At 66.3% G+C, this 22,147-nt stretch carries 23 protein-coding genes, 1 tRNA gene, 1 other RNA gene and 1 pseudogene; 12 read left to right on the top strand and 14 right to left on the bottom strand.

Annotated features, from left to right (window positions below; translation table 11 throughout):
• Positions 1-135 precede the first annotated feature (135 nt).
• Positions 136-510: a transfer-messenger RNA gene (gene ssrA, locus E3O65_RS04685) on the top strand.
• A 151-nt stretch (positions 511-661) separates the two neighbouring features.
• Positions 662-2,386 (top strand): SulP family inorganic anion transporter, encoded by a 1,725-nt coding sequence (locus tag E3O65_RS04680; protein WP_134362549.1) that lies wholly within the window; start codon positions 662-664, stop codon positions 2,384-2,386.
• A gap of 25 nt (positions 2,387-2,411) precedes the next feature.
• Here E3O65_RS04680 and E3O65_RS04675 read toward each other — a convergent pair whose 3' ends face one another.
• From E3O65_RS04675 to E3O65_RS04660, 4 genes are all read right to left on the bottom strand, one after another.
• Positions 2,412-3,575: a globin domain-containing protein gene (locus E3O65_RS04675; RefSeq protein WP_134362548.1), complete on the bottom strand. Its 1,164-nt coding sequence runs from the start codon at positions 3,573-3,575 to the stop codon at positions 2,412-2,414.
• A 72-nt stretch (positions 3,576-3,647) separates the two neighbouring features.
• Positions 3,648-4,112: an RrF2 family transcriptional regulator gene (locus tag E3O65_RS04670; protein WP_134362547.1), complete on the bottom strand. Its 465-nt coding sequence runs from the start codon at positions 4,110-4,112 to the stop codon at positions 3,648-3,650.
• 39 nt (positions 4,113-4,151) lie between these two features.
• The gene (locus tag E3O65_RS04665) at positions 4,152-4,643 is read right to left on the bottom strand and encodes a septum formation family protein (protein ID WP_166785652.1); all 492 of its coding nucleotides are present in this window, start codon (positions 4,641-4,643) and stop codon (positions 4,152-4,154) included.
• Between the two features lie 119 nt (positions 4,644-4,762).
• A complete protein-coding gene (locus E3O65_RS04660) occupies positions 4,763-5,617 on the bottom strand; it encodes an inositol monophosphatase family protein (RefSeq protein WP_134362545.1) in 855 nt (284 codons plus the stop codon).
• A gap of 121 nt (positions 5,618-5,738) precedes the next feature.
• Between E3O65_RS04660 and E3O65_RS04655 the strand changes: the two genes are divergently transcribed.
• The 5 genes from E3O65_RS04655 to E3O65_RS04635 all read left to right on the top strand — a co-directional run bounded on the left by E3O65_RS04655 (position 5,739) and on the right by E3O65_RS04635 (position 9,390).
• A tRNA-Lys gene (locus E3O65_RS04655) sits at positions 5,739-5,811 on the top strand.
• A 163-nt stretch (positions 5,812-5,974) separates the two neighbouring features.
• Positions 5,975-6,439: an acyltransferase gene (locus E3O65_RS04650; RefSeq protein WP_134362544.1), complete on the top strand. Its 465-nt coding sequence runs from the start codon at positions 5,975-5,977 to the stop codon at positions 6,437-6,439.
• A gap of 268 nt (positions 6,440-6,707) precedes the next feature.
• Positions 6,708-7,715, top strand: a complete 1,008-nt coding sequence (locus E3O65_RS04645; protein WP_166785651.1) for a DUF222 domain-containing protein — start codon at positions 6,708-6,710, stop codon at positions 7,713-7,715.
• Positions 7,716-8,175: 460 nt separating this feature from the next.
• Positions 8,176-8,784 (top strand): TetR/AcrR family transcriptional regulator, encoded by a 609-nt coding sequence (locus tag E3O65_RS04640; RefSeq protein WP_134362542.1) that lies wholly within the window; start codon positions 8,176-8,178, stop codon positions 8,782-8,784.
• 108 nt (positions 8,785-8,892) lie between these two features.
• Positions 8,893-9,390: a mycothiol transferase gene (locus tag E3O65_RS04635; RefSeq protein ID WP_198411664.1), complete on the top strand. Its 498-nt coding sequence runs from the start codon at positions 8,893-8,895 to the stop codon at positions 9,388-9,390.
• Positions 9,391-9,420: 30 nt separating this feature from the next.
• On the opposite strand, the gene E3O65_RS04630 is transcribed toward E3O65_RS04635, so the two are convergent.
• Both E3O65_RS04630 and E3O65_RS04625 read right to left on the bottom strand, forming a co-directional pair.
• The gene (locus E3O65_RS04630) at positions 9,421-10,125 is read right to left on the bottom strand and encodes a response regulator (RefSeq protein ID WP_134362541.1); all 705 of its coding nucleotides are present in this window, start codon (positions 10,123-10,125) and stop codon (positions 9,421-9,423) included.
• The gene (locus tag E3O65_RS04625; protein ID WP_134362540.1) at positions 10,118-11,794 is read right to left on the bottom strand and encodes a sensor histidine kinase; all 1,677 of its coding nucleotides are present in this window, start codon (positions 11,792-11,794) and stop codon (positions 10,118-10,120) included. Before E3O65_RS04625 ends, E3O65_RS04630 begins: the two co-directional genes overlap by 8 nt.
• 166 nt (positions 11,795-11,960) lie before the next feature.
• On the opposite strand from E3O65_RS04625, the gene E3O65_RS04620 reads away from it, so the two are divergent.
• The 4 genes from E3O65_RS04620 (at position 11,961) to E3O65_RS04605 (ending at position 16,983) form a co-directional block, all read left to right on the top strand.
• Positions 11,961-13,340, top strand: a complete 1,380-nt coding sequence (locus E3O65_RS04620) for a cation:dicarboxylate symporter family transporter (RefSeq protein ID WP_134362539.1) — start codon at positions 11,961-11,963, stop codon at positions 13,338-13,340.
• A 491-nt stretch (positions 13,341-13,831) separates the two neighbouring features.
• Complete coding sequence (locus E3O65_RS04615) at positions 13,832-15,118, top strand: quaternary amine ABC transporter ATP-binding protein (RefSeq protein ID WP_134362538.1); 1,287 nt, start codon at positions 13,832-13,834, stop codon at positions 15,116-15,118.
• Positions 15,115-16,002 (top strand): ABC transporter permease, encoded by an 888-nt coding sequence (locus E3O65_RS04610; RefSeq protein WP_134362537.1) that lies wholly within the window; start codon positions 15,115-15,117, stop codon positions 16,000-16,002. Before E3O65_RS04615 ends, E3O65_RS04610 begins: the two co-directional genes overlap by 4 nt.
• An 84-nt stretch (positions 16,003-16,086) precedes the next feature.
• Positions 16,087-16,983, top strand: coding sequence for a glycine betaine ABC transporter substrate-binding protein (locus E3O65_RS04605; RefSeq protein ID WP_134362536.1), 897 nt, complete (start codon positions 16,087-16,089; stop codon positions 16,981-16,983).
• A gap of 127 nt (positions 16,984-17,110) precedes the next feature.
• On the opposite strand, the gene E3O65_RS16595 is transcribed toward E3O65_RS04605, so the two are convergent.
• The 8 genes and pseudogenes from E3O65_RS16595 to E3O65_RS04570 all read right to left on the bottom strand — a co-directional run bounded on the left by E3O65_RS16595 (position 17,111) and on the right by E3O65_RS04570 (position 21,419).
• Complete coding sequence (locus E3O65_RS16595) at positions 17,111-17,275, bottom strand: hypothetical protein (RefSeq protein ID WP_166785650.1); 165 nt, start codon at positions 17,273-17,275, stop codon at positions 17,111-17,113.
• Between the two features lie 66 nt (positions 17,276-17,341).
• Positions 17,342-18,148: pseudogene (locus E3O65_RS04600) on the bottom strand (alpha/beta hydrolase).
• 75 nt (positions 18,149-18,223) lie between these two features.
• On the bottom strand, positions 18,224-18,817 hold the full coding sequence (locus E3O65_RS04595) for an energy-coupling factor transporter transmembrane component T family protein (protein WP_134362535.1): 594 nt from the start codon (positions 18,815-18,817) through the stop codon (positions 18,224-18,226).
• A gap of 10 nt (positions 18,818-18,827) precedes the next feature.
• Positions 18,828-19,508 carry an energy-coupling factor ABC transporter ATP-binding protein gene (locus E3O65_RS04590; RefSeq protein ID WP_134362534.1) on the bottom strand — a complete coding sequence of 227 codons (681 nt, stop codon included), beginning with the start codon at positions 19,506-19,508 and terminating at the stop codon, positions 18,828-18,830.
• Complete coding sequence (locus E3O65_RS04585; protein WP_134362533.1) at positions 19,505-20,149, bottom strand: biotin transporter BioY; 645 nt, start codon at positions 20,147-20,149, stop codon at positions 19,505-19,507. The genes E3O65_RS04590 and E3O65_RS04585 overlap by 4 nt, the downstream gene beginning before the upstream one ends.
• Before the next feature lie 5 nt (positions 20,150-20,154).
• The gene (locus E3O65_RS04580) at positions 20,155-20,448 is read right to left on the bottom strand and encodes a YdeI/OmpD-associated family protein (RefSeq protein WP_134362616.1); all 294 of its coding nucleotides are present in this window, start codon (positions 20,446-20,448) and stop codon (positions 20,155-20,157) included.
• Between the two features lie 252 nt (positions 20,449-20,700).
• Positions 20,701-21,138, bottom strand: a complete 438-nt coding sequence (locus E3O65_RS04575) for a hypothetical protein (RefSeq protein WP_134362532.1) — start codon at positions 21,136-21,138, stop codon at positions 20,701-20,703.
• Between the two features lie 92 nt (positions 21,139-21,230).
• On the bottom strand, positions 21,231-21,419 hold the full coding sequence (locus E3O65_RS04570) for a hypothetical protein (protein WP_134362531.1): 189 nt from the start codon (positions 21,417-21,419) through the stop codon (positions 21,231-21,233).
• Positions 21,420-21,526: 107 nt separating this feature from the next.
• Here E3O65_RS04570 and E3O65_RS04565 point away from each other — a divergent pair, with 107 nt between their 5' ends.
• Positions 21,527-22,144 (top strand): TetR/AcrR family transcriptional regulator, encoded by a 618-nt coding sequence (locus E3O65_RS04565; protein WP_134362530.1) that lies wholly within the window; start codon positions 21,527-21,529, stop codon positions 22,142-22,144.
• Positions 22,145-22,147 lie beyond the last annotated feature (3 nt).

The raw sequence follows: 22,147 nt of genomic DNA, 5'->3' as shown, positions 1-22,147 counted from the left end.
CCCCCTCCGTGTTGTAGGCTGAGGGGCTGTTCGGAACGGTCGCTCTGATCGGGTCGTGCAGATCAACAGTTGAAAACTCAACAGCGTGTGACAGTAACCCACTCGAATGCCGGCATGCCGGCAGTGAGTGCACAGGGGGATGATCGGTTTCGACATTGCCTGCGCAATTATGAGAAGCGGGTCGAGGATGCAGGGTTATCTCGTAAACGATCTCTGCAAAACAATAAGTGCCAAATCAAACCGCACTGACTTCGCCCTCGCTGCCTAAGCGAGCGCACTAAGAAGTCCGCCAGACCGGGAATGCTCTCTACCCGGATCCTGACGTCATTTAGAGAGATTGCTCCTACTCTGAGCCGCGGGGTGTAGGGGGACTCAAACGAGGGCTGGGCTCGTCGGATCAGATGCCAGTGGCAAGTTCCGGGGCCGAGTAAAACGATTTCACTGGATACACCCGTAGAAGGCATATGACCACAGCAGTGGACCGGGGTTCAATTCCCCGCATCTCCACCATCGGTTGCTGTCACACCCTGCTGAGCGAAAGCCCGCAATCCTCGTGATTGCGGGCTTTTTTCGTGACCCGTCGGCTTGTTTGGAGACTGCGTTCGGGTGAGCTGCAGACGGGACAGCCCGGATGTACCAAGATGGGGCCGGGAGGATCTGCATGGCGGCTGCGTGGGTGAAAAGATGGGTGCCGGGTGTCGACACCGCGCTGAATTACCGGCGCGAGTGGCTGATCGCCGATCTGCGTGCCGGGGTCGTGCTGACTGCCCTGCTCATCCCGGTGGGTATCGGCTATGCGGAGGTGACCGGCCTGCCGCCGGAGACCGGCCTGTACGCCACGATCATTCCGCTGGCGGCATATGCGCTGTTCGGTCCCTCTCGGGTGCTGGTTCTCGGACCCGATTCGGCGCTGGCTCCGATTATCGCGGCCGCGATCCTGCCGCTCGCCCTGGGCGACGACGACCGGGCAGTGGCCCTCGCAGGACTGCTTGCGATCATGGTTGGTCTGATCCTCCTGCTGGGCGGACTGCTCCGCCTCGGATTCGTGACCGACCTGCTCTCCAAGCCAATTCGCGTCGGTTACCTGAACGCCCTCGGGCTGCTGGTGATCGTCTCGCAGCTGCCGGCCCTGCTGGGGATATCGATCGTGCCGGGGCCGCCGATCGCCAATGCGATCGCCGTCGGGACCAGCATCGTCGGGGGTGAGGTCAACCCCACCGCGCTGCTCGTCGGCCTCGGGTCGCTGATCATCATTGTGGGACTGTCCTGGGGCAAATCGAAGAGTCCCGGCGTGCTTCTCGCCGTCGTGCTGGCGACGGTTCTGACGGGCGTGTTGGGGCTGGAGAAGGCGCTGCCCGTCGTTGGAGCGATGCCGCAGGGACTGCCCGCTCCGGCGCTCGGCGGCCTGGCCTGGGCCGACGTGGCGTCACTGGCCCTGCCGGCCCTCGGTGTTGCCCTGATCGCCTTCGCCGACACCGCCGTGCTATCGCGCACGTTCGCGGCGCGGCGCGGCGAGACCGTCGACGGCAGCCAGGAGATGGCGGCGATCGGCCTGGCGAACGTGGCGGGCGGCCTGTTCGGCGGCTTCGCCATTTCGGCGTCGTCGTCTCGCACTCCCGTCGCGGAGAACGCCGGTGCACGCACCCAGCTCACCGGTGTCGTCGGGGCCGTGTTGATCGTGTTGTTCGTGCTTCTGGCACCGGGCCTCACCGACTACCTGCCGTCGGCGAGCATCGCCGCGGTCGTCATCGTTGCCGCGGCAGGTCTGATCGACGTGCAGGGATTGCTCGCCCTCGTGCGGATGAACAAAGTGGATGCCGCTCTGTCGTTCGCTTCCTTCCTGGGCGTCCTTGTGGTGGGAGTGATCGAGGGTATCGGGGTGGCGATCGTGCTGTCTCTCGGAGCGTTCGTGAGCCACGCCTGGCGACCCTACCGGGCCGAGCTCGGGCGCATCCGTGGGCTGCGCGGGTACCACGATCTGTCTCGTCACCCAGAGGGGGAGCGGTTGCCCGGCATCGTCATCGTGCGCTTCGATGCTCCGCTGTTCTTCGCAAACGGCGGGATCTTCGATGCCTACGTGCGCCGCATCGTCACCGCGGCCGGCAGCGATGTGCGCACGGTCATTTTGGCGGCCGAGCCGATCACCGACATCGACACGACCGCCGTGGAGGAACTGCTCGAACTCGACGCTTTCCTCGCCTCACGCGGGATCACCCTCATTTTCGCCGAGATGAAGGGCCCCGTGAAGGACCACCTGCGCGACTACGGGCTGAGCGGCCGGTTTCCGCCGGAGCGATTCGCGGGCACCGTCGGCGAGGCGGTCGACGAGGCCACCGGCACCCTGCGCGGAGACCTGGAGGGTACCGAATGGGACGACGAACCCTGAGGTTGCGCTTGTGGTTCCGCAGAGATCAGACGCCGGCGAGCCAGAGGTCAGGGCCGAAGATCTCGTAATGGATGCGATCGGCCGGAACGCCGGACTCCAGCGCTTGGGAGCGAAGGCTGCGCATGAACGGGAGCGGGCCGCACAGGTAGACCGAGGCATCCTTGGGGATGGCGACGTTCTCCAGGGACATGAACCCCTCGTGATGTCCCTCGCTCGGTGTCTCCAACCAGAGTTCGAGCTCGGCCGCCTCCAGCAAGGCAATGTCTTCGCTCATCTGGTCGCGCAGGGCCCAGCGCTGAAGGTTGCTCTCGGCGTGCAGCACGAGCACCTCGCGCTTCGACCCGTTGTCCACGAGGGAACGCAGGATCGACGCGCTGGGGGTGCAGCCGATTCCGGCCGAGGCCAGGATCAGCGGGCCGTCGCCCTGGTCGAGGGTCACATCGCCGCACGGCACGGAGAGGATCAGGGTGTCGCCGACCTGCACGTCACGATGCAGCGCGGGGGAGACCTCTCCGTCGGCGTCGAGTTTGGTCGTGAAGACGCGCGTGGTCGCCGTCCCGGCGGAGAGGGAGTACTGACGCACCTGGTGGATGCCGTCGGGCATCCGCACCGTGACGCTCACGTACTGTCCAGGAAGAGCGGGCGACACAGGCGTGCCGTCGGCCGGCTCGAGGGTGAACGTGACCGCCTCGGATCCGGCGGCCTCCTTCTTCACGACGACCCAGGGGGCGAGCGGCGTGTCGCTGGCGAGGCCGGAGTAGAGGCCCTTCTCCATCTTGATCAGGGCGTGGGCCATCAGCCAGTACACCTCGGTCCAAGCGCCGGCGATCTCGGCCGTGATGACGTCGCTGAGTTCCTCGGCGATGGCCTCGAAAAGGTACTTGTAGACAACCTCGTACTGCTCGGGCTGGATGTCGAGGGAGACATGCTTGTGCGCGATGCGGGACAGCATGGCCTCCGGCGTGGTGTCGGGGTTCTGTACCAGGTAGGTCGCGAAGACGGCGATGCTGCCGGCCAGCGCCTGCTGCTGGGTGCCGTTTTTCTGGTTGGAACGGCTGAAGAGGCCGTCGAAGAGCTCGGGGTGGGCAGTCAGCATCCGGCCGTAGAAGTTCTTCGCGATCTCTGGCATACGCTCGCCCACCAGGGGCAGAGTCGCTTCGATGAGGGGCAGTGACTGAAAGGAAAGCATGCGGACTCCAAGCAATTGGGGGGACTTGCTCAAAAGTAGCATTTCAGATGCTGATTAGCAGGTCCGGCCTCATTACCCCTGATCGGGGCGGCGTGGCGGCACTGTCGGCAAGGGAACCAGGACCGGACCGAGGAAGGCCACGTGGGGGAGCCCCCCGATCACGATGTCGTCGAGTTCGGCGTAGAACGCTTCCCGCGCACGACGCAGGGCCACTCTCAGCCCGCAGCCCAGGTGGAGCGGGCAGTCGCCGCGGGGTGTTTCGCAGTCGGCCACGTCAGCGCGGGTGTCGAGTTCGCGCAGGAGCCAACCGACCGTGGCCTGACGCCCGGCCGAGCTGATGCGCACGCCGCCGGTGCGCCCGCGCACGGACTCGACCAGGCCCAGGTCGCGCAGGCGGATAACGGCCTTGCTCACGTGGGTGTACGGCGTAGCCACGGCATCGGCGATGAGCCGCGAGGTCTGCAGGTCGCCCTCGGGGAGGGTCGCCAGGAACATGAGCGCTCGCAGCGAGACATCCGAGAAGGCGTTGATCCTCATGGACTAACAGTACGGCTGCCGGTGAGGGCACCGCGCGGATCAGCGCGCCGCGCCGGACAGAGTGCCGGTCAGGGGGCCGGCCGGGTCGGTGATGAGGCACGAGACGTCGGGGCCGGCTCCGCCCCAGCTCTGCTCGGTCGGGGTCAGGTAGGCGAAGTCCAGGGAGGAGAGCCGGTAGTCGACCAGTACGAACTCCGCAAAACGGGACTCGCAGCCGGACTCGGCCGCTGCGGTCACGGCGTCGTCGCCGGGGAAGGCGTCGCCCGGCACCGAGAACCGCCCGAACACCTCGAAATCGTGGCTGTCGGCGCAGGCGACGACAGGAACGCTCGACGCGGTCACGTCCAAACCTTCCCAAGCCTCGCGCAGGCAGTCCCCAACACGCAGGCTCGTCACCTCGGTCACCTGCCCGAGAGCGGATGCCGGCACTGGCGTAGCACTCCGTCCCGGAGTCGGCAGCATGTCGCCGACCACGCTGCAGCCGCTGAGGGCTCCGGATAGCAAGCCGGCAGCTGCGAGCAGCGCCGTCATTGTGGCAACGGGTCGGGGGAGGGCTCGGGTACTTCGGCGAGGACGTGTGCGGGCACGCGGTTGAGGAGACTGGAGAGCCAACGGTCGGGCAAGCGGAGAGGGCATTGGGCGGAACTCGGTTAGCCGGCCGGTGGCGCCGGGGGCGCCGCGGCATCCGTTGTCGGAGTGGTCGTGCCCAGGATCTGAAGTGTCGGCTCGTGCAGCAGGCCGTTGGTGGCCAGCGCGCTGCCGTGCCACGGTCCGGCCTGGCCGTCGGCCGAGGTGAACCGGCCACCGGCCTCCTGCACGATGGGGGCCAGGGCTGCCATGTCGTAGGGCTGCAGGTCGTATTCCGCGACGATGTCGAGGAGGCCCTCCGCGAGCAACATGTACGACCACATGTCGCCGTAGGCGCGGGTGCGCCAGACCTGGCGGGACAACGTGATGAGCTCGTCGAGGTGTCCGGTCTGGTCCCACTGCTGGATGCTGTTGTAGCTGAGGGAGGCATCGGCGAGCTCGGCCACCCCGGATACCTGCAGGCGCAGAGGCGCGGCACTCGGAGTGCGCTCATCGGTCATCCACGCGCCTCCGCCCGAGCGAGCCCACCAGCGCTTGCCGAGAGCGGGGGAGCTGACCAGACCCAGCACCGGGATGCCGTCAACCGCGAGGGCGATGAGGGTGCCCCAGATCGGGATACCGCGGAGGAAACCGGCGGTTCCGTCGATCGGGTCGATGATCCACTGGCGCACGCCCGTGCCCTCGGTGCCGAATTCCTCGCCGAGGATGCCGTCGGCCGGACGGTGCTCGGCCAAAGCCGTTCGGATGGCGCGCTCAACGGCCTGGTCTGCATCCGTCACCGGGGTGCGGTCAGGTTTGGTCGTCACAACGAGGTCCATCGCGGTGAATCGGTCGCGCGAAATCGCATCGGCCAGATCGGCGAGCTCGATGGCAAGCAGAAGGTCGTCGTCGAGGGAGTAATTCTGAGTCTGGGTCACAGACCAAGACTAGTAATTCTGGCGCGACTCACCGGTTTGCGGCTCGATTGGCGCCGGGGGCAATCCGGCTGTTAGTATCTAGAGTCGGTTCGGGTCACCCTGGGTCGGAGAGAAAATATTAGCACCTCTAGCTCAATTGGCAGAGCAACTGACTCTTAATCAGTGGGTTCCCGGTTCAAGTCCGGGGGGGTGCACAGTCTGGGAAAAGCCGGGCCCGTGATGAACGAGGCCTGGCTTTTTTTGTACCCGAAAGCCAGAATCCAGTCACCCAAGAACCTTGAGTGTCAGGCGGAAACCATGAGAGCTGCATGAGCCACCAAAGATAGGTCCCACGCGGTTCGAATCTGGCACGACGTCATGGTGAATTGGCTCCTGGCTTCGCCTCTGATCATCAATGGGGCGCATCGGTCTCGGCTGCTCACTCGTGCCGGCATGAACGTCAGGGGTTCCAGAGTGTTGAAGGGCGTCACGGTCGGCTCCAGAATGGTCGTGTTGAAACCCGGCGCCTTCGGGAATGAGGGCCGCTACTTCGATGGGAATGAGCGTGTGGTGATCGGGCGTGCGGCTGTGGCCCAGGGCGTCCGCTTCGTCACGAGCACCCATGAGATCGGACCGAGCGAGTTTCGAGTCGGGGCGCTGGTGACCCAGCCGATCCATGTCGGCGACGGTGCCTGGATTGGTGCTTTCGCAACAATCCTGCCCGGTGTCACGATCGGCAACGGGGCAATCGTGGCCGCTGGAAGCGTGGTGACCAAAGATGTAGAGCCCAACACCGCCCATGGAGGAGTGCCGGTCCGACTGGTCCGGTCGCTGGAGGGGTAGCCACCGGGTGAGAGCGAGGAGTTCTCGAAGATAGAGAACACGCGTTCGATAACTACTCCATAAACAAATGAGAGACTCTCGACTACGCGCACTAACTTTGCTGGTCTCGAAGCCTGACGAACAGCGCAGACGACCTCAGACAGGCGACGAATGTCGTCGCTCGCCTAGGTGAGTCCTGCGCCGACTACGAGGCCCTCGCCGACACGGAGGTGCTGGCCGGGCAGAGGCAGATCGCGGCCGCCCGTCGCCTGCTCGATACCCGTTCGGCTTGGATGGCCGCGACCATCGCCCGCCGGTCGCAGCCCGAGCTGGGCATTCGGGTCTGGCCGCGCAGCAAGGTTTTCTTTCGCCCGAGGCCCTGATTCAGAACTCGACCGGCTCAACCAAGAACGAGGCGTTCAAACTCGTCGCGAAGGTGCCGTGGCGGGCCCCGATCGCCCGGGCCGTCACCGCGGGAACCCTGTCCGTGGATGCGGCCGAGTCGATCCGTTCCGGGCTCGGCCAGATCGACGCCGCGGTCACCGCCGAGAAGCTCAGCGCCGCCCTCGAGTCGCTCCTCGCCGAGGTCGCTTCCCTCAACGCGGACGAGGTCTTCAAGCGTGCGCGGCGTCTGCGTGATCGCCTCGATGAGGCCGGCATCGCGGCCCGGGAGAAGCAGGCCCACGACGACCGGTTCCTGAAGGTGTACCTGCTGAACAATGGCAACGTGCGCCTGAACGGGCTCTTCGCCCCCGAAGACGGTGAGTTCGTGCTCTCAACGTTCGACTCGATCACCGCACCCCGTCGCGGCGGCGTGCGCTTCGTCGATATGGACAAGGCCGCCTGGGCGAAAAAGATGCAGGACGACCCCCGCAGCACCGACCAGATCGCCGCCGACGCCCTCGTTCAGCTGCTGAAGATCGCCGGGGAGGCCGATCAGGGCCGGGTGTTCGGTGGCCGCCGCCCTTCGGTGCGGGTGATCGTGACCGAGAAGTCCCTGAAGGCTGATGCCCCGGTTCCCACTGGACCGGCCGCGCACGGGCAGATCGAAGGCAACCCCGTCCCGATCTCGCAGGAAGCCATCGACCGGCTGCTCTGCGACACCGGAACCCGCGGCATCCAATTCGACGACGCCGGACAGATCATCAACCTCGGCCGTGACGAACGCCTCTTCACCGAGGCCCAGCGCGCCGCGATGGGCGTGCGGGACGGCGGATGCCGCTGGGTGGACTGCGACAGATCACCCGCCTGGAGCGAAGCGCACCACATCAACGAATGGCTGAAGGACAACGGCTAAACCGACCTCGCCGACGGGGTACTGCTCTGCCACCCCCACCACCTGCTGCTGCACAACCAACACTGGACCATCACCCGCACCGGCGCGGAATACTGGCTGCGGCCACCGATCGAGGTCGACCCGGACCACACCCTGATCGCACTGCCCAGCAAGCGGGCCACGCTTTGATCCGGCGGCCGGGTGAAAGGGTGCGTGTGCCGTCTTGACTTCGCGGCCGACGGCGAGAGAGCGATCCCAGCCGGACGCGAATCCGGCTGGGGTCGCATTGGTCCCCGGGCCCCCTGAATCCCCCCGGTCAGTCGAGAACTGAATCTCAACCGGAGACTTGTACGATCGTACAGCATGCGACGGTGGAAGGGTGGCGGCTCGGTCGCTACGCTGGTCTTGCATCGCTGGTGGCCGTGTCCGGCAGGATCTTCCGGGCCTGATTCTTGCACGATGACGATTCTCGGAGGTGCTGGTGGCGACAAGCGATGCTCGTCCGACCGAGATGCGCGAACGCATCCTGACCGCCGCAGCGATCGAGTTCGCCGACCGTGGCTATGCCGGTACGTCGATCGGGCTGGTTGCCGAGAAATCGGGCACCGGCAAGGGGCTGGTCCAGTACCATTTCAAAGCGAAGTCTGATCTGGCGCTCGCGCTGGTGCACGCCTCCTTCTCCAAGGCGCCATTCGCCAACGTGCTCGGCGATGCACGTCCGGCTCATGGGATCGAGGCCATCGTCGCCTCGATCCGCGGTGTCGCCGGCGCTTTCCGCGACGACGTGCGCGTGCGGGCCTCGGTGCGGCTCGTCCGGGAATATCACCTGATCGAGGCAACCCTGCCGACGCCATACGTTGGCTGGATCACCCGTATCGGGATGCTCCTGCGCGAGGCCGAGGTGGCGGGGGAGGTCCCAGGCGGCCTCGACCACGACCGCGAGGCGTGGCACCTCGTGGCCTACTTCAGCGGAGTGCAAGAGGTCTCCAACCGGCTCACCGAACGAGAGGACCTGCCCGAACGTATCGAAGAGATGCTCGCGCGGTCCCTGGCTGCGTTGGGTGTGGTGAACCTCGAGGCGTTTCTCTGAGCCGCTCGACGCCGGGCCGGGGCTACGCTGTCCCGATGTCGGCGGTACATCGAGAACCCGCAACAGACGTAGCAACTGACGTGAGGAGTACGGATGCTGTAGAGCTGCCTGATCGCCGAGGCCTGTGGACGCATCCGCAGCATCGTGCATGTCGTGCTTGCGGATACCGGTGAGGATGTACTGACCTTCGGGCCCGACCCGGAGACGAACAGCATCGCGTGGCTGATCTGGCACTTGACCGGGGTGCAGGACGACCACCTGTTCGAGATCGAGAACGAGGACCAACTCTGGCGCAGCGCTGGCTGGGCCGACAGATTCGCACTTCCATTCGACCGAGCGGCCACCGGCTACGGCCAAACCGCCGAGGGAGTCGGGCAGGTGTGCGCCGACGCATCCGTTCTGGCCGGCTACTACGACGCCGTGCACTCCCGCACCATCGCCTGGCTGCCCACACTCACCACGGCAGATTTCTCCCGGGTCGTCGATACCCGCTGGACCCCGCCGGTCACCCTCGCGGTGCGCCTGGTCAGCGTGCTCACCGACGATCTGCAGCACGCCGGCCAGGCCGGGTACGTGCGTGGACTCGCGGGGCGCGCGGGGCGCTGACCGCACCTGCCGTGGAACGCCGTGCTGCTGCTACAGCCGCTTCCAGGCGTATTCGTTCTCGGGCCGCCCGGGCGTGCCGTAGCGCGGGGACCGGTGCAGCGAACCGGTGTCGGCCAGGTGTTCCAGGTAGCGCCGGGCAGTCACCCTGGAAATGCCCAGTTGTTCCATGACTTCGCTTGAGGAGACCGGTGCGGACTGCAGCTTGAGGAACTCGATCACTGCGCCGAGGGTGCCCTCCGACAACCCCTTCGGCCGGGGCAACTCGGTGGGCATGCGCAGACTCGCGAAGGCGTGGTCCACATCGGTCTGGCTGGTCACCGCGGTCTGGCTCCCCAGCTGCTGCCGGAACACCCGGTACTGCATCAGCTTCTGCGCGAACGTCGCATACGTGAACGGCTTGATCAGGTACTGCACGATGCCTGCCGCCACGGCACCGCGCACGATATGCAGTTCGCGCACCGCTGTGATGGCGATGATGTCCGTGGTCAGGCCGGCCGCGCGCATCCGACGGCTCACATCAAGACCGTGCAGATCGGGCAGGGTCATATCCATCAGCACGAGGTCGATGGGCGTGCCGACCGCCGTGGGGGAGGCAAGGGCGCGCAGGGCGGAGTGGCCGTCTTTGGCCGTGCCCGCGTGCAGGAAACCGGTGAGGCGACCGAGATAGGCCGCATGTGCCTCGGCGGCGATGGCCTCGTCTTCGACGACGAGCACACGGATGTCCCGGTCAGTCATGCGATGCGCCCGCCGCCGTCGCAAGGCCGGTTTCGCCCGCTGCGGGAGACTGCACCGGCTGCCAGGGGAGGGTGACCGTGAACACCGCCCCATCGCGACACCCGATGCTCAGGATTCCGCCGAGCCGGTTCACGGTCTGTCGCACCAGCGCCAGGCCGAGGCCGCGGCCGAATGTGCCGGGTTCCTTGGTGCTGTACCCATGGCGGAGGATGTCGGTCACGGCTTCGGGCTCCACACCGGGCCCCGAGTCGGCCACCTCGATCGCCACCGCGGTGCCGGTGGAGGTCACCGAGAGCTGAACCCGGCGGGGGGCTTCACCGCCGGCGGCCGCATCCAGCGCGTTGTCGACTAGGTTGCCGACGACCGTGACCAAGTCCTGCGCCGATAGCCCGGACTCGGCGAGCGTGCCCGCTGCCTCGACCGTGAGCAGCACGCCCAGTTCGCTGGCCTGGGCGAACTTGCCCATCAGTAGGGCGCTGAGCACGGGTTCGTCGACCGAGTCGATCATGTCGTCGGTGAGCTGCTGGCTGAGCTCCAGGTCTTTGGTGGCGAAGTCAAGGGCCTCGGCGCCGCGGCCGAGCTCCATCAGGGACACGAGGGTGTGCAGGCGGTTGGCGTGCTCGTGGGTCTGGGCGCGGAGGGCATCCGAGAGGGTGCGCATATAGCGGAGCTCGGTGTCCATCGATTGCAGGTCGGTGTGGTCGCGGATCGTGGCGACCCAGCCCATCGGCGCGGGCTTGCCGCGTTCGTTGCCCGGCGACAGCGCAGGCTTCTGGCTGACCACGAGCACACGTTCGTCCGTGACGTGGATCTCGTCCACGGCAGGACGGCCGCTCTGCAACAGCTCGCCGAGGGCAGGCGTAAGGTTCAACAGATCGAGGCGCCGCGGGGCGGCGGCGGATGCCCGTTCCTCGCCCGCGGGTCGCGGCGGCAGGCCGAGCATGCGGGCGGCCTGATCGTTGTAGAGCACGACCCTTCCGGTGAGGCCGACCAGCACGAGGCCCTCCCGCACGGAGTGCAGCACGGAGTCGTAATACACGAAGAGCTGGGCGAGCTGCTCGGGTCCCCAACCGAGTGTGACCCGGCTCAGATAACGACCGAGGAGCCAGGATGCGACCGTGCCCGCAGCCAACAGCACCAGTGCCACGGCGAGCACGGCCGGTAGGCGCGCGCTCAGAGCGATGGAGAGGTTGCTCGTTTTCACGCCCGCGGCGACCAGCGCGAGCACCGTGCCGTCGTCGTCGGTGACCGGCACGACGGCACGGACAGACGGCCCTAGAGTTCCCGTGGTCACCTCGGTGAACGCCTCCCCGGCCAGGGCCGGCGCGATGGCTCCGATGTAGCGGCGCCCGATCTCCGACTCGGTCGGGTGGGTCCAGCGGGTGCGGTCGGGCGACATGATCGTGATGAAGTCGAGGGCGGCATCCGCGGTGACGGCCTGAGCGTAGGGTTGCAGCACGGCACTCGGTTTGGCTGCGCGGCTGGCCTCCTGCACGAGCGGGTTGTCGGCGATGGCGGTGGCGACCGACAGCATCCGTTCCTCTGCGGCCACGAAACCGCGGTTCCGGGCGTCGACGAAGGCGGCGGTGCCCACGAACACGGTCATCGCGAGGATCAACAGGGCGTTCGCCACAAACAGGCGACGAGCGATGCTCCAGCCTCGCCCCATCGCATCCTTCTCTCACGTGCACGCTTGCTTGATGCGGTTCAGCCGTGACCAATATGACCGCAACAGTGACGTGGGTGCCCGGGTCGACCAGTGTGAAACGCACCACGGATGGCCCGGGCGCACCAGCGCCCCACCCCAGCCTAGTTACTAGACAAAGGAGTCTTTTATGGCATCACTGACGCGCGATCGCGCTGACCAGCCCGCGAAAAAGCTCGACAAGTCCCACTACCTGTACATGGCGGTCATCGTCGCCGTGATCCTCGGCGTCGTCGTTGGTCTGCTCTTCGGCGGCAAGGACGGCTTCGCCGTCTCGCTCAAACCGCTGGGCGACATCTTCATCGCGTTGATCAAGATGATGATCTCGCCGATCATTTTCTGCACGATCGTCCTCGGCATCGGATCCATCGCGAGGGCAGCCACGGTCGGCAAGATCGGCGGACTGGCACTCGGCTACTTCCTGGTCATGTCCACCTTCGCCCTCGCGATCGGACTTTTTGTGGGCAACCTGATCAAGCCGGGCGCGGGCCTGGACCTCAACGCCACCACGTTCGTGCCGCCGGAAGCCGCGGAGTCGAACTTCTTCCTCGGCATCATCCCCTCCACCCTGTTCTCGTCGCTGACCGCGGGCAACATCCTGCAGACTCTGCTCGTGGCCCTGATCTCCGGCTTCGCCCTGCAGAAGATGGGGTCGGCCGGCAAGCCGATCCTGGACGGCATCGCGCACGTTCAGGCCCTGGTCTTCCGCATCCTGATCATGGTCATGTGGCTTGCCCCGATCGGCGCCTTCGGTGCCATTGCCGCCGTTGTCGGTGCCACCGGCTTCCAAGCCGTGATCAGCCTGTTCACGCTGATGGGCGCCTTCTACCTGACCTGCGTGCTTTTCATTGTCGTCATCCTCGGCGGGCTGCTCAAGATCGTCACCGGCGTCAACATCTTCAAGTTGATGCGCTACCTCGGCCGCGAATACCTGCTGATTTTCTCGACCTCGTCCTCTGAAGCGGCGCTGCCACGACTGATCGCCAAGATGGAACACCTCGGCGTCTCCAAGCCCGTCGTCGGTGTCACGGTTCCCACCGGCTACTCCTTCAATCTCGACGGCACCGCGATCTACTTGACCATGGCGTCGCTGTTCATCGCCACGGCCATGGGCCAGCCGCTCGCCCTCGGGGAGCAGATCGGGCTCCTCGCCTTCATGATCATCGCCTCCAAGGGTGCCGCAGGAGTGTCCGGTGCCGGTATCGCGACCCTGGCGGCCGGACTGCAGGCCCACGCCCCGCAGCTGCTCGACGGGGTCGGCTTCATCGTGGGCATTGATCGGTTCATGTCCGAGGCCCGCGCGCTCACGAACTTCACCGGCAACGCCGTCGCCACCGTGCTGATCGGAACCTGGACCAAGGAGATCGACCGTTCTCAGGTGGACCGCGTACTCGACCGTCACGAGCCGTTCGACGAGACTACGATGATCGCCCACCACCACACTCCCAGTGCTGACGAGACGTCGGCCAGCACGGAGAAGACCGCCCAGACGGCGGCGCTCACGGTCTGAGCCGGGTCTGAGCCGGGCCGGGCCGGGGCGTCGGTCGCGGCCCGCCTCGCCCTCCCGCCTCGCCCTCCCGCCCCGCCCTCCCGCCCCGGATGCCCGCGGCGCAGGTTGCGGAATCGGGCGCACGTTCTACCGTGCGCCCGCTTCCGCAACCTGCGCCGCGACTGTCTTGACCTCTGCGCCGCGACTGCGCGGGGAGGGTGCGTTCAGGGTCACCGAAATCGTTGAGATCGAAGACTCTTCGACGCAAAAGCCCCTTGTGTTACCGTTGAGGCTGGTCTTACGACCCTTCACCAGGACGCGAACGTGCAGCCGACGACCCTATCGGGACCGGCCGCCTCGTATGGTGAGGCCCTGACGGATGCGATCCCCATGATCGCCCCAGCCCACGCCAAACGGCGTCTAGGCCGGTCACGGCCTACCCGTCCGACACAGCGTGCATCCGTTCCGTCGGCCGTGATTCGGCCCCCGCCCGGCGTGCACGGGGAGAATCCGTGACCGAAACCATTGCCGTGAAGGCAGATCGACTGTACAAAGCGTTCGGGCGTCGTCCGCACGAAGTGGTCAAGAAACTGAACGCTGGGGCAACCCGCGACGAAGTGTCCGGGCTGGGCACTGCCGCCGTGATCGACGCATCCTTCGAGGTGCGCCGCGGCGAGATCTTCGTCGTGATGGGACTGTCCGGTTCGGGCAAGTCCACCCTGATCCGCATGCTCAACGGGCTGCTGGACGCCACGTCCGGCACCGTGACGGTGGCGGGCCAGTCGATCACCGGCATTTCCGCCGCCGCGCTGCGTGAGGTGCGCCGCACGAACATATCCATGGTCTTCCAGCACTTCGCCCTGCTGCCGCACCGCACTGTGATCGACAACGTCGCCTACGGCCTGGAGGTGCAGGGCATGGGCCGCGAGGAGCGACTGGCCAAGGCGCGCACCGTCATCCGTCTGGTCGGACTCGACGGCTGGGCCGAGAGCCTGCCCGCGGAGCTGTCCGGCGGAATGCAGCAGCGCGTCGGCCTCGGCCGCGCCCTCGCCGCCGACACCGACGTGCTCCTGATGGACGAGGCCTTCTCGGCCCTCGACCCGCTGATCCGGCGCGAAATGCAGGAACAGCTGATCGAATTGCAGGCAGAGCTCGGCAAGACCATCATCTTCATCACCCACGACCTCAACGAGGCCATGTTCCTCGGCGACCGCATCGCCGTCATGCGCGACGGGCGGATCGTGCAGATCGGCACACCCGAGGAAATCCTGACCGACCCGGCCAACGACTACGTCGCCCAGTTCGTGCAGGATGTCGACCGCGCCCGCGTGCTGACTGCGGCCAGTGTGATGGAACCCGTGCGCTCCGTGGTCACGATCACCGGCGGGCCGCGCGCGGCTCTGCGCACCATGCGGGACTTGCAGACCTCGGCCACCTTTGTGTTGAACCGCGACCGCACCTTTGCGGGTGTGGTGCGTGACCGCGATGTGCTGGGGCAGGTCAAGGCCGGCGACGCCGACCTCCGCACCATCGTGCGCACGGATGCCATCTCCGTCAGCCCGGACACGCCTCTGGTCGACCTGGTGGAACCGTCGGTCGGCAGCGACCTGGCCATCGCCGTGGTCGATGAGAGGAACCGTCTGCTCGGCGTCATCCCGCGGGTGACCCTGCTGGCCGCGCTCGGCAACGTGAGCACGAACACGGGCGACTTGCCCGTGATCGAGCCCCCGGCGACGATCTCCGTCAGCGTGATCACCGAAACCCTCCGCGATACAGCTCTGGAAGGAGCCGACCTGTGAACGACTTCCGACTTCCCCTGGGCACACTCGTCGAAGGGTTCATCGATTACGTCACCGAGACCTTCGGCTTTTTCTTCGGCTTCATCAAGGTGGTCTTCGACGGCGCATACGAGTTCGTCGACCTGCTCTTGGTCTCGCCGCCCTTCTGGGTGATCGTGCTGCTTGCGGCGGGGTTGGCACTCGCCACCCGCGGCTGGAAGTTCATGGTCGGCTCGATCGTGGGACTGCTCGTCATCGTGGGCGTCGACCAGTGGGAGAACGCGATGGACACTCTCGCGCTCGTGCTCGTCGCCAGTCTGCTCGCGATCGCATTCAGCGTGCCGCTCGGCATCCTGGCGGCGAAGTCGTCGGTGGCATCGGGTGTCATCCGTCCGGTCCTCGACTTCATGCAGACCATGCCGGCCTTCGTCTACCTGATTCCCGCGCTGATTCTGTTCCGCGTGGGCGTCGTACCCGGCATCGTGGCCACGATCATCTTCGCCATGGCGCCCGGTGTGCGTCTGACCGAGCTGGGTATCCGCGGCGTCGACAGGGAAGTCGTCGAGGCCGGCGCAGCCTTCGGCGCCTCGCCGTGGCGCATCCTGCGCCAGATCCAGCTGCCGCTGGCGATGCCCACCATCATGGCCGGCATCAATCAGGTCATCATGCTCTCGCTGTCGATGGTTGTCATCGCGGGGATGGTCGGCGCCGGTGGGCTCGGCGCGCAGGTGGTCGCCAGCCTGAACCGAATCGACGTGTCGCTCGGCTTCGAAGCCGGCCTGGCCGTGGTGATTCTCGCCATCTTCCTGGACCGTCTCACGGCGGCCCTTGGCACCGGCGACACTCCGCTCGGCCGCATCATGACGGCGCGCAAGCGCCGCGCCCAGCAGGCATTGGCCGCCTGAGCCAGGCACCTGCATTGACCTGCCGATTCACCTGATTCTCTGCTACATCCCGGTCGCCCGCGAGGGTGACACGAAAGGAACAACATGAAGAACCGATCACTGTCCCTCGTCGCCCTCGGAGCCGTCGGACTTCTCGCTCTCAGTGGCTGCGCTTCCGCCGAGGCCGCCGTCGTCGGCGACGGAAACAAGGACCAGAAGGACATCACCATCGCCGTGTTCAACGGCTGGGACGAGGGCGTCGCGGTCTCCGAACTGTGGAAGGCCATCCTCGATGAGAAGGGCTACAACGCCGAGCTGGAATACGCCGACGTCGCCCCCGTCTACTCGGGCCTCTCCAGCGGCGACTACGACCTCAACATGGATGTCTGGATGCCGGAAACCCACGCCGCCTACGTGAAGGAGTATGGCGATGACATCGTCGACCTCGGTGCGTGGAACGAGGAATCCCGTCTGACCATCGCGGTCAACGAGGATGCCCCGATCGACTCCCTCGCCGACCTCGCCGCCAACGCGGACAAGTTCAACAACACCATCGTGGGCATTGAGCCCGGCGCCGGATTGACGCTGGCCACCACCGACCGTGTCATCCCCACCTACGGCCTCAAGGACATGGAGTACCTGACCTCCTCGACCGCCGCCATGCTCACCGAGCTGACCGCCGCCACAAAGGCCGGCGAGAACATCGTCGTTACCCTGTGGGAGCCGCACTGGGCGTACGGGTCGCTGCCGATCAAAACCCTCGAAGACCCCGAGGGCACCCTCGACAACACCGAGGCGCTGCATAGCTACGCGAAGGCTGACTTTGCCGAGGACTTCCCGCAGGCCACCGAGTGGATCAAGGGCTTCGAAATGGACCTCGACAAGTTGTACACGCTCGAGAAGGCCATGTTCGTCGACTACGACGGTCAGGACTACGAGCCGATCGTGGCAAAGTGGATCTCCGAGAACCAGGAGTATGTGGACTCGCTGACCAGCAGGTAACACCGCACGCCGCACGAACAGCAGCACGCAAAGCCCAGGTCACCTTGACCTGGGCTTTGCTGCGTCTCGACGGTGGGAGTGACATTCACCGGGACATCCACCGTCACCGTAGCCGCCTCCGAAGCATTCACCGACACAGAGCGGATGCGATCAAGCCGGCCCGGGCCGTGGCCCTCGTGACCTCGCCGAATTCGACGGCGACGGTCTCGGCGATGGACTCTGTGGCGCTGGAGAACGCCGTGGTGTCGAAGTTTGAATCGAAGTCGGCCAGAATGCCCGAGCCGTCTTCCACTGATCGGGTTCCAGGTGTTGACCGGTTCAGTGTGCCGCGCCACCGCAGGCCGGGCGAGGCTGTCGACTACGAGGTGTGCTTCGTGAGGAACGCAGTGAGTTCGCGCGTGATTTCGGCGGCCACGACATCCGTTGACGTGGTGGCCACGCCGTCGCCGTTCTCCACCCCGTAATCGCCGAACCGGGCGTGGTTGGCGCCCATGAGTTCGACGAAATGGGTGTCATCCGGAAGTAGGGCCGCGGTCTCTGCGATCTTCTCCGGCGTGCTCAGCCCGTCGACGCCGCCACTGAGGCTGAGCACTCTCAGGTCGGAGCGCCCTGGTGTGGCCGCGCAGTAGCTGCCGAACAGCACCAGCCCGGCCACCTCAGCGTCGTCGGCCAGCATTCAGGCGCGCACGCCGCCAACGGAATGGCCACCCACGAACCAGGTGGATACCTCGGGCGCGGTGGAGGTGAAGGTGGACAGCGGCCGCTGGTCAAGGATGGCGAGGTTGAGCACCGGTTTGGCGATGACGACCGTGGCCCCGGTGCGTTCGACCGTTCCGCTCAGCTTGTAGAGGTAGGCGTAGGGGTCGACGCGGGCGCCGGGAATGAAGACCAGACCGGTGCCGGCAGCGTCGCGGGCGCCGTCGACGGGAGCGAGGATGACCGCCGTCGCAGTGTCGGTGACGCTCACGTTCGGGTTGGCTAAAACCTGGTCGGCGGCCGCCCGGTCGGCCAGACGCACCGTGTTGGCCCAAGCCAGGAAAACGATCACGACGAGCGCGAACGCAGTCAGGCTGCACCAGCCTCCGGCGCGGATGATGCGTCGCAATCGCCCGGCCCGTCGCGCCGGAGTCAGCGTGGCCGGGTTGGGACTCGGGTTGACAGTCATCGCACTTCGCTCATCACATTCGTGGTCGATGCGGCCGTACCTGCCGCCTCTCACCAACCTAGCCCGTGGGGAGTCTCAGTCGTCGAGGCCGCGGGCGGCCAGTGCCTCGCCGATCGCATCCGCCGCATACAGGGAGCGCACGACCACCGGAACCGCGAGGGCGAGCAGGGAGCCCTGGGTGCCACGCGCCCGGCGCGCCTCGATCACCTCGGTGACGATTTCGGCGACGAGCGGGATGCACCGCAGGGTGAGGGCGAGGAGCAGGCCCACACGGTCGGCGTCAACCCAGCGCCGTAGCGGTCGGAGCAGCTTCTGGGATCCCTCGAGCACGGCTGTGACCGTCGTGGTCAGCGTGAACAGGGCTGCCAGTGCCACGGCGATCAGAAGCCGGCCCGCCATAAGGCCGGCCGTGGCCCAGCCGGCGAACAGGGCCTGGAGCGGCACGGCGACGACCAGGATCCAGAGGATCGGTCCGATCTGCTTCCAGGCCGCGCCGAGGGGAATGCGTGCCACCAGGAACAGGGCCGCGACGGCGAACAGGCACAGGCTCAGCTGCCACAGCTCGCCCAGCAGCCCGACTCCGAGCACGGCGAAGGAGAGCAGCACGAGCTTGAGCAGCATCGGTGCACGGTGCACCAGAGAATGGCCGGGGGAGTAGAGCCCGATCATACCGACCCGCTCATGCCAGAAGCCCCCGGTAGGCGCTGAGCGCGGCAGCCGGGGAATCGTCGGCAACCACTTGGCCGTCTTCGATCACGATCACTCGGTCGAAGTCCGCGAGTAGGTCGAGCTGGTGGGTCACCACGACGACCTGCTGGCTCAGGCCGAGCAGGAGCTCCGTGATGCGCCTGGAATTGCGGGCGTCGAGCAGAGTGGTTGGTTCGTCGGCGACCACGATCGCGGGTTCCGCCACGAGCACGGCTGCGAGGGCGAGCAGCTGTTTCTGACCGCCCGACAGTCGGTGGGCCGGGTGGTCGGCGTGCTGATCGAGCCCGAAACGCTCGAGCGCGGCCTGCGTGCGGGTCGCGATCTGGATCGGGGTCAGCCCGCGCCGTCGCAGGGTGAAGGCCACGTCTTCGGCGACGGTGGGCATCACGATCTGATTGTCCGGGTTGGTGAAGATGAAGCCGACTTGCCGACGCACCGCCTTGGCGTTCCGAGCCACGTCGAGGCCGTCGACCGTCACAGTGCCCCTGTCTGGCTTGATCAGACCGTTGATCAGGCGCACCAGCGTGGACTTGCCGGAGCCATTCGCCCCGACGATGCCAATGCGCTGTTCGGTGAGGTGCAGACGGATGCCCCGCAGCACCATCCGTTCGCCGAAAGCATGAGAGACGTCGTCGAAGTCGATCGTGCTCATGACGCGGTGGTGACTGCTCCGGTGGTGGCGGTGCCTTCGGCGCGACGGCGACTGGGGATCAGCCCCGGGTAGGCCTTGTGCACCTGGCGGGCTACCAGCACGGTCACGACCACCTTGACCAAGTCGCCGGGCAGGAACTTTGCGGAGTCGACGAGTGCGACCCAGATCGGCAGGCCCAGGTTGATCGCGGTGACGGGCACGCCGACCAGATAGACCACGACGATGCCGCCGAGGGCGGTGGCGCCCAGCGCCGCCCAGAGCCGGTAGCGCGGGAGAAGGAGGCTGGTCAGGTATCCGATGACCAGGACGCCCAGCAGCCAGCCGTAAAGGTAGCCGGCCGAGGGTGAGGTGGTGAACCACACGATGCCGCCGCGCCCACCGGAGAGCAGCGGCAGGCCCGCCGCGACGAGGGAGAGCAGGAGGAGAACGGCGAAGAAACCCTTGCGCGCCCCGAGAACGGCTCCGGCCAGCATGACGCCGAGGGTCTGGAAGGTGATCGGCACGGCCACCGCCCCGATGCTCAGGGCGCCGGGGAGACCGAGCGCGGCGATCAGGGCGGCGAAGATGGCGATCTGCGCTAAATCGCGAACGCTCAGGGTGCGGGGTGCCGGGGTGCGGGCAAGGCGGGTGCTGGCAGTCATGTTCTTCAATCTAGAATTCCGCGGCAACCCGATCTCGGAGGAGACCTACAAAGAATTCGACGGAACTCTATAGATGCCCATCCCCGACCACGGTCCCGGAGATGGTGGGGATGGCCGTTGCCGGGGGTTTCGGGGTGGAGGCTGTCTCCGCGCTCGAGCACGTAGACGTGGGTCGCCATCTTCGCCGCGCGAGTCTCGGGCCGTTTCACGCTGCCGAGGCGAAACAGGGTCGCGAACCGGCTCTCGGCGCTGAGCGCCTGGAAGCACTTTGCAGTTGCCGTGCCGCTCGTGCAACCCATCTGCGGGTCGCGGCGCACCTTCGGGAAGCAGGCGCAGGAGAGAACATCCGCCGCGATCCATAACCTGGGCCGCGAGATCGCACTGCCCAGCAGGCGGACAACCCTGAAATCCGGAGGCCAGGCCGCAGGGAAGGTTGCTGCCCGTGCTGACTGTATTCGGACGCGTCGCGGGGCATCCTCCGGAGCTCGGCGCAAGCTAGAGCGATCGCCGCGATCCAACACATGCGTCGGGAGACTGAGCGCTGAGGCAGGTCAGGCAACGAGCCGGGCGTGAACCTTTGACTCGAGAGACTCTGCGGAGGAGAAGCGCGGTAGCGTCACCGATGTCGTCGGAACGGATGCAGGCACGGAAGTAGGTAGAAAGGATCGCTCGGGTTCGGCCCACACGGAGATAGGGGCCGGGGTGAAGGGCAGGGCCGTGGGTTCGGCGGTGACCTCGCCGCGCAGCACGGCGGTCGCTGCGCGTAGCACGTTCGCGAGGGAGGACGAGATTTGGTGAGCCTTCAGACCGTGGAAGATCACGTCGGTGTCGTCGGCACTCCGGGGGACCAGGGTCCACTGACCCTGCGGGCCGACCAGACGGGAGATCTGAGAGTGCAGGAGTTCGAAAACCTGGGCATCGCTGAGCTCAGGAACGGGCGGGGGACTGACCGGTGCAACCGGTGCGACGCGACGTCGACGACCAAACATAGGGAGCCCCTTTCGGCGATCATGCCCGTAGTCTTCTCAGTGTGCCGCTGCCCGGGTGCCGAGCCCCGCTGACACGCCGGGCGCGGGGCGAGTTAGGTCTCGATCTGGCGGTCGTCGGCATCCTGGATGACCGTGCCGATGGCCACGGCGCTGCTGAGCAGCCAGCCGATCCACATCAACGCCAGACGCCAGTCGCGTGGACCGGTACGGGTGGCGCGCAGGATGTTCCATCCACCGGCGAGTACGCCGATCATTGCACTGCTGAAAACGAACTTTCGCATGTAGACCTCCAGTACTCACGTTAACCCGGATAACCCCCGGCTGCGTGTTTCCCGACAATCTGACCGATCGGACAGGATCTGACCGATCGGTCAGCTAGCGTAGCCGGGTGACCTCAGATGCATCCGTTCCCACGCCAGCGACCGCCCGACCGAGTGCCAGTGGCGAACTGCGGGCGACAGCGTTGGATCAATTCGCCTCCGTCGGCTTCGCGGGCACGTCGTTGCAGCAGATCGCCGACGCAGCCGGCTACTCGAAGTCGAGCGTGCTCTACCACTTCGCCTCCAAGGAGGCTCTGCTCGAGGAGGTGCTCACCCCGGCCATCGACCGGTTGGAAGCCATTCTCGAACGGTTCCTCGCCACAGCTGAGACCGTCGAGAGCCGGCGACGGTTTGTGAACGACTTCATTGACTTCATCCTCGAGTTTCGACTCGAGCTGCACACCTTCATCAACCAATCCCAGTCGCTGCGCGGCATTCCTGTGATCGACCGGGCGGGCGTACTGATCGTGCGGCTGTCCGACACTCTCTGCCACGGTGAGGCCAGCACGGAGGACCGCATCCGTTTCGGTATTGCCCTCGGCGGTGCCGCCTACACTCTCGTCGCGGGAATGACATTTCTCGGCGAAGAGATCGCCCCGGTCGACGAGATTCGTCCGGCTCTGCTGGCCGTCGTCACCGAACTGCTTGCCCCCGTCACCGTTCGCACCACCCCGTCCCGGAAGTAGCAC

The organism is Cryobacterium breve, from assembly GCF_004402375.1.
In the GTDB taxonomy this organism is placed as follows: domain Bacteria; phylum Actinomycetota; class Actinomycetes; order Actinomycetales; family Microbacteriaceae; genus Cryobacterium; species Cryobacterium breve.
The sequence above is the reverse complement of the archived record's forward strand: the minus strand, read 5'-3'. Positions and strand labels throughout refer to the sequence as shown.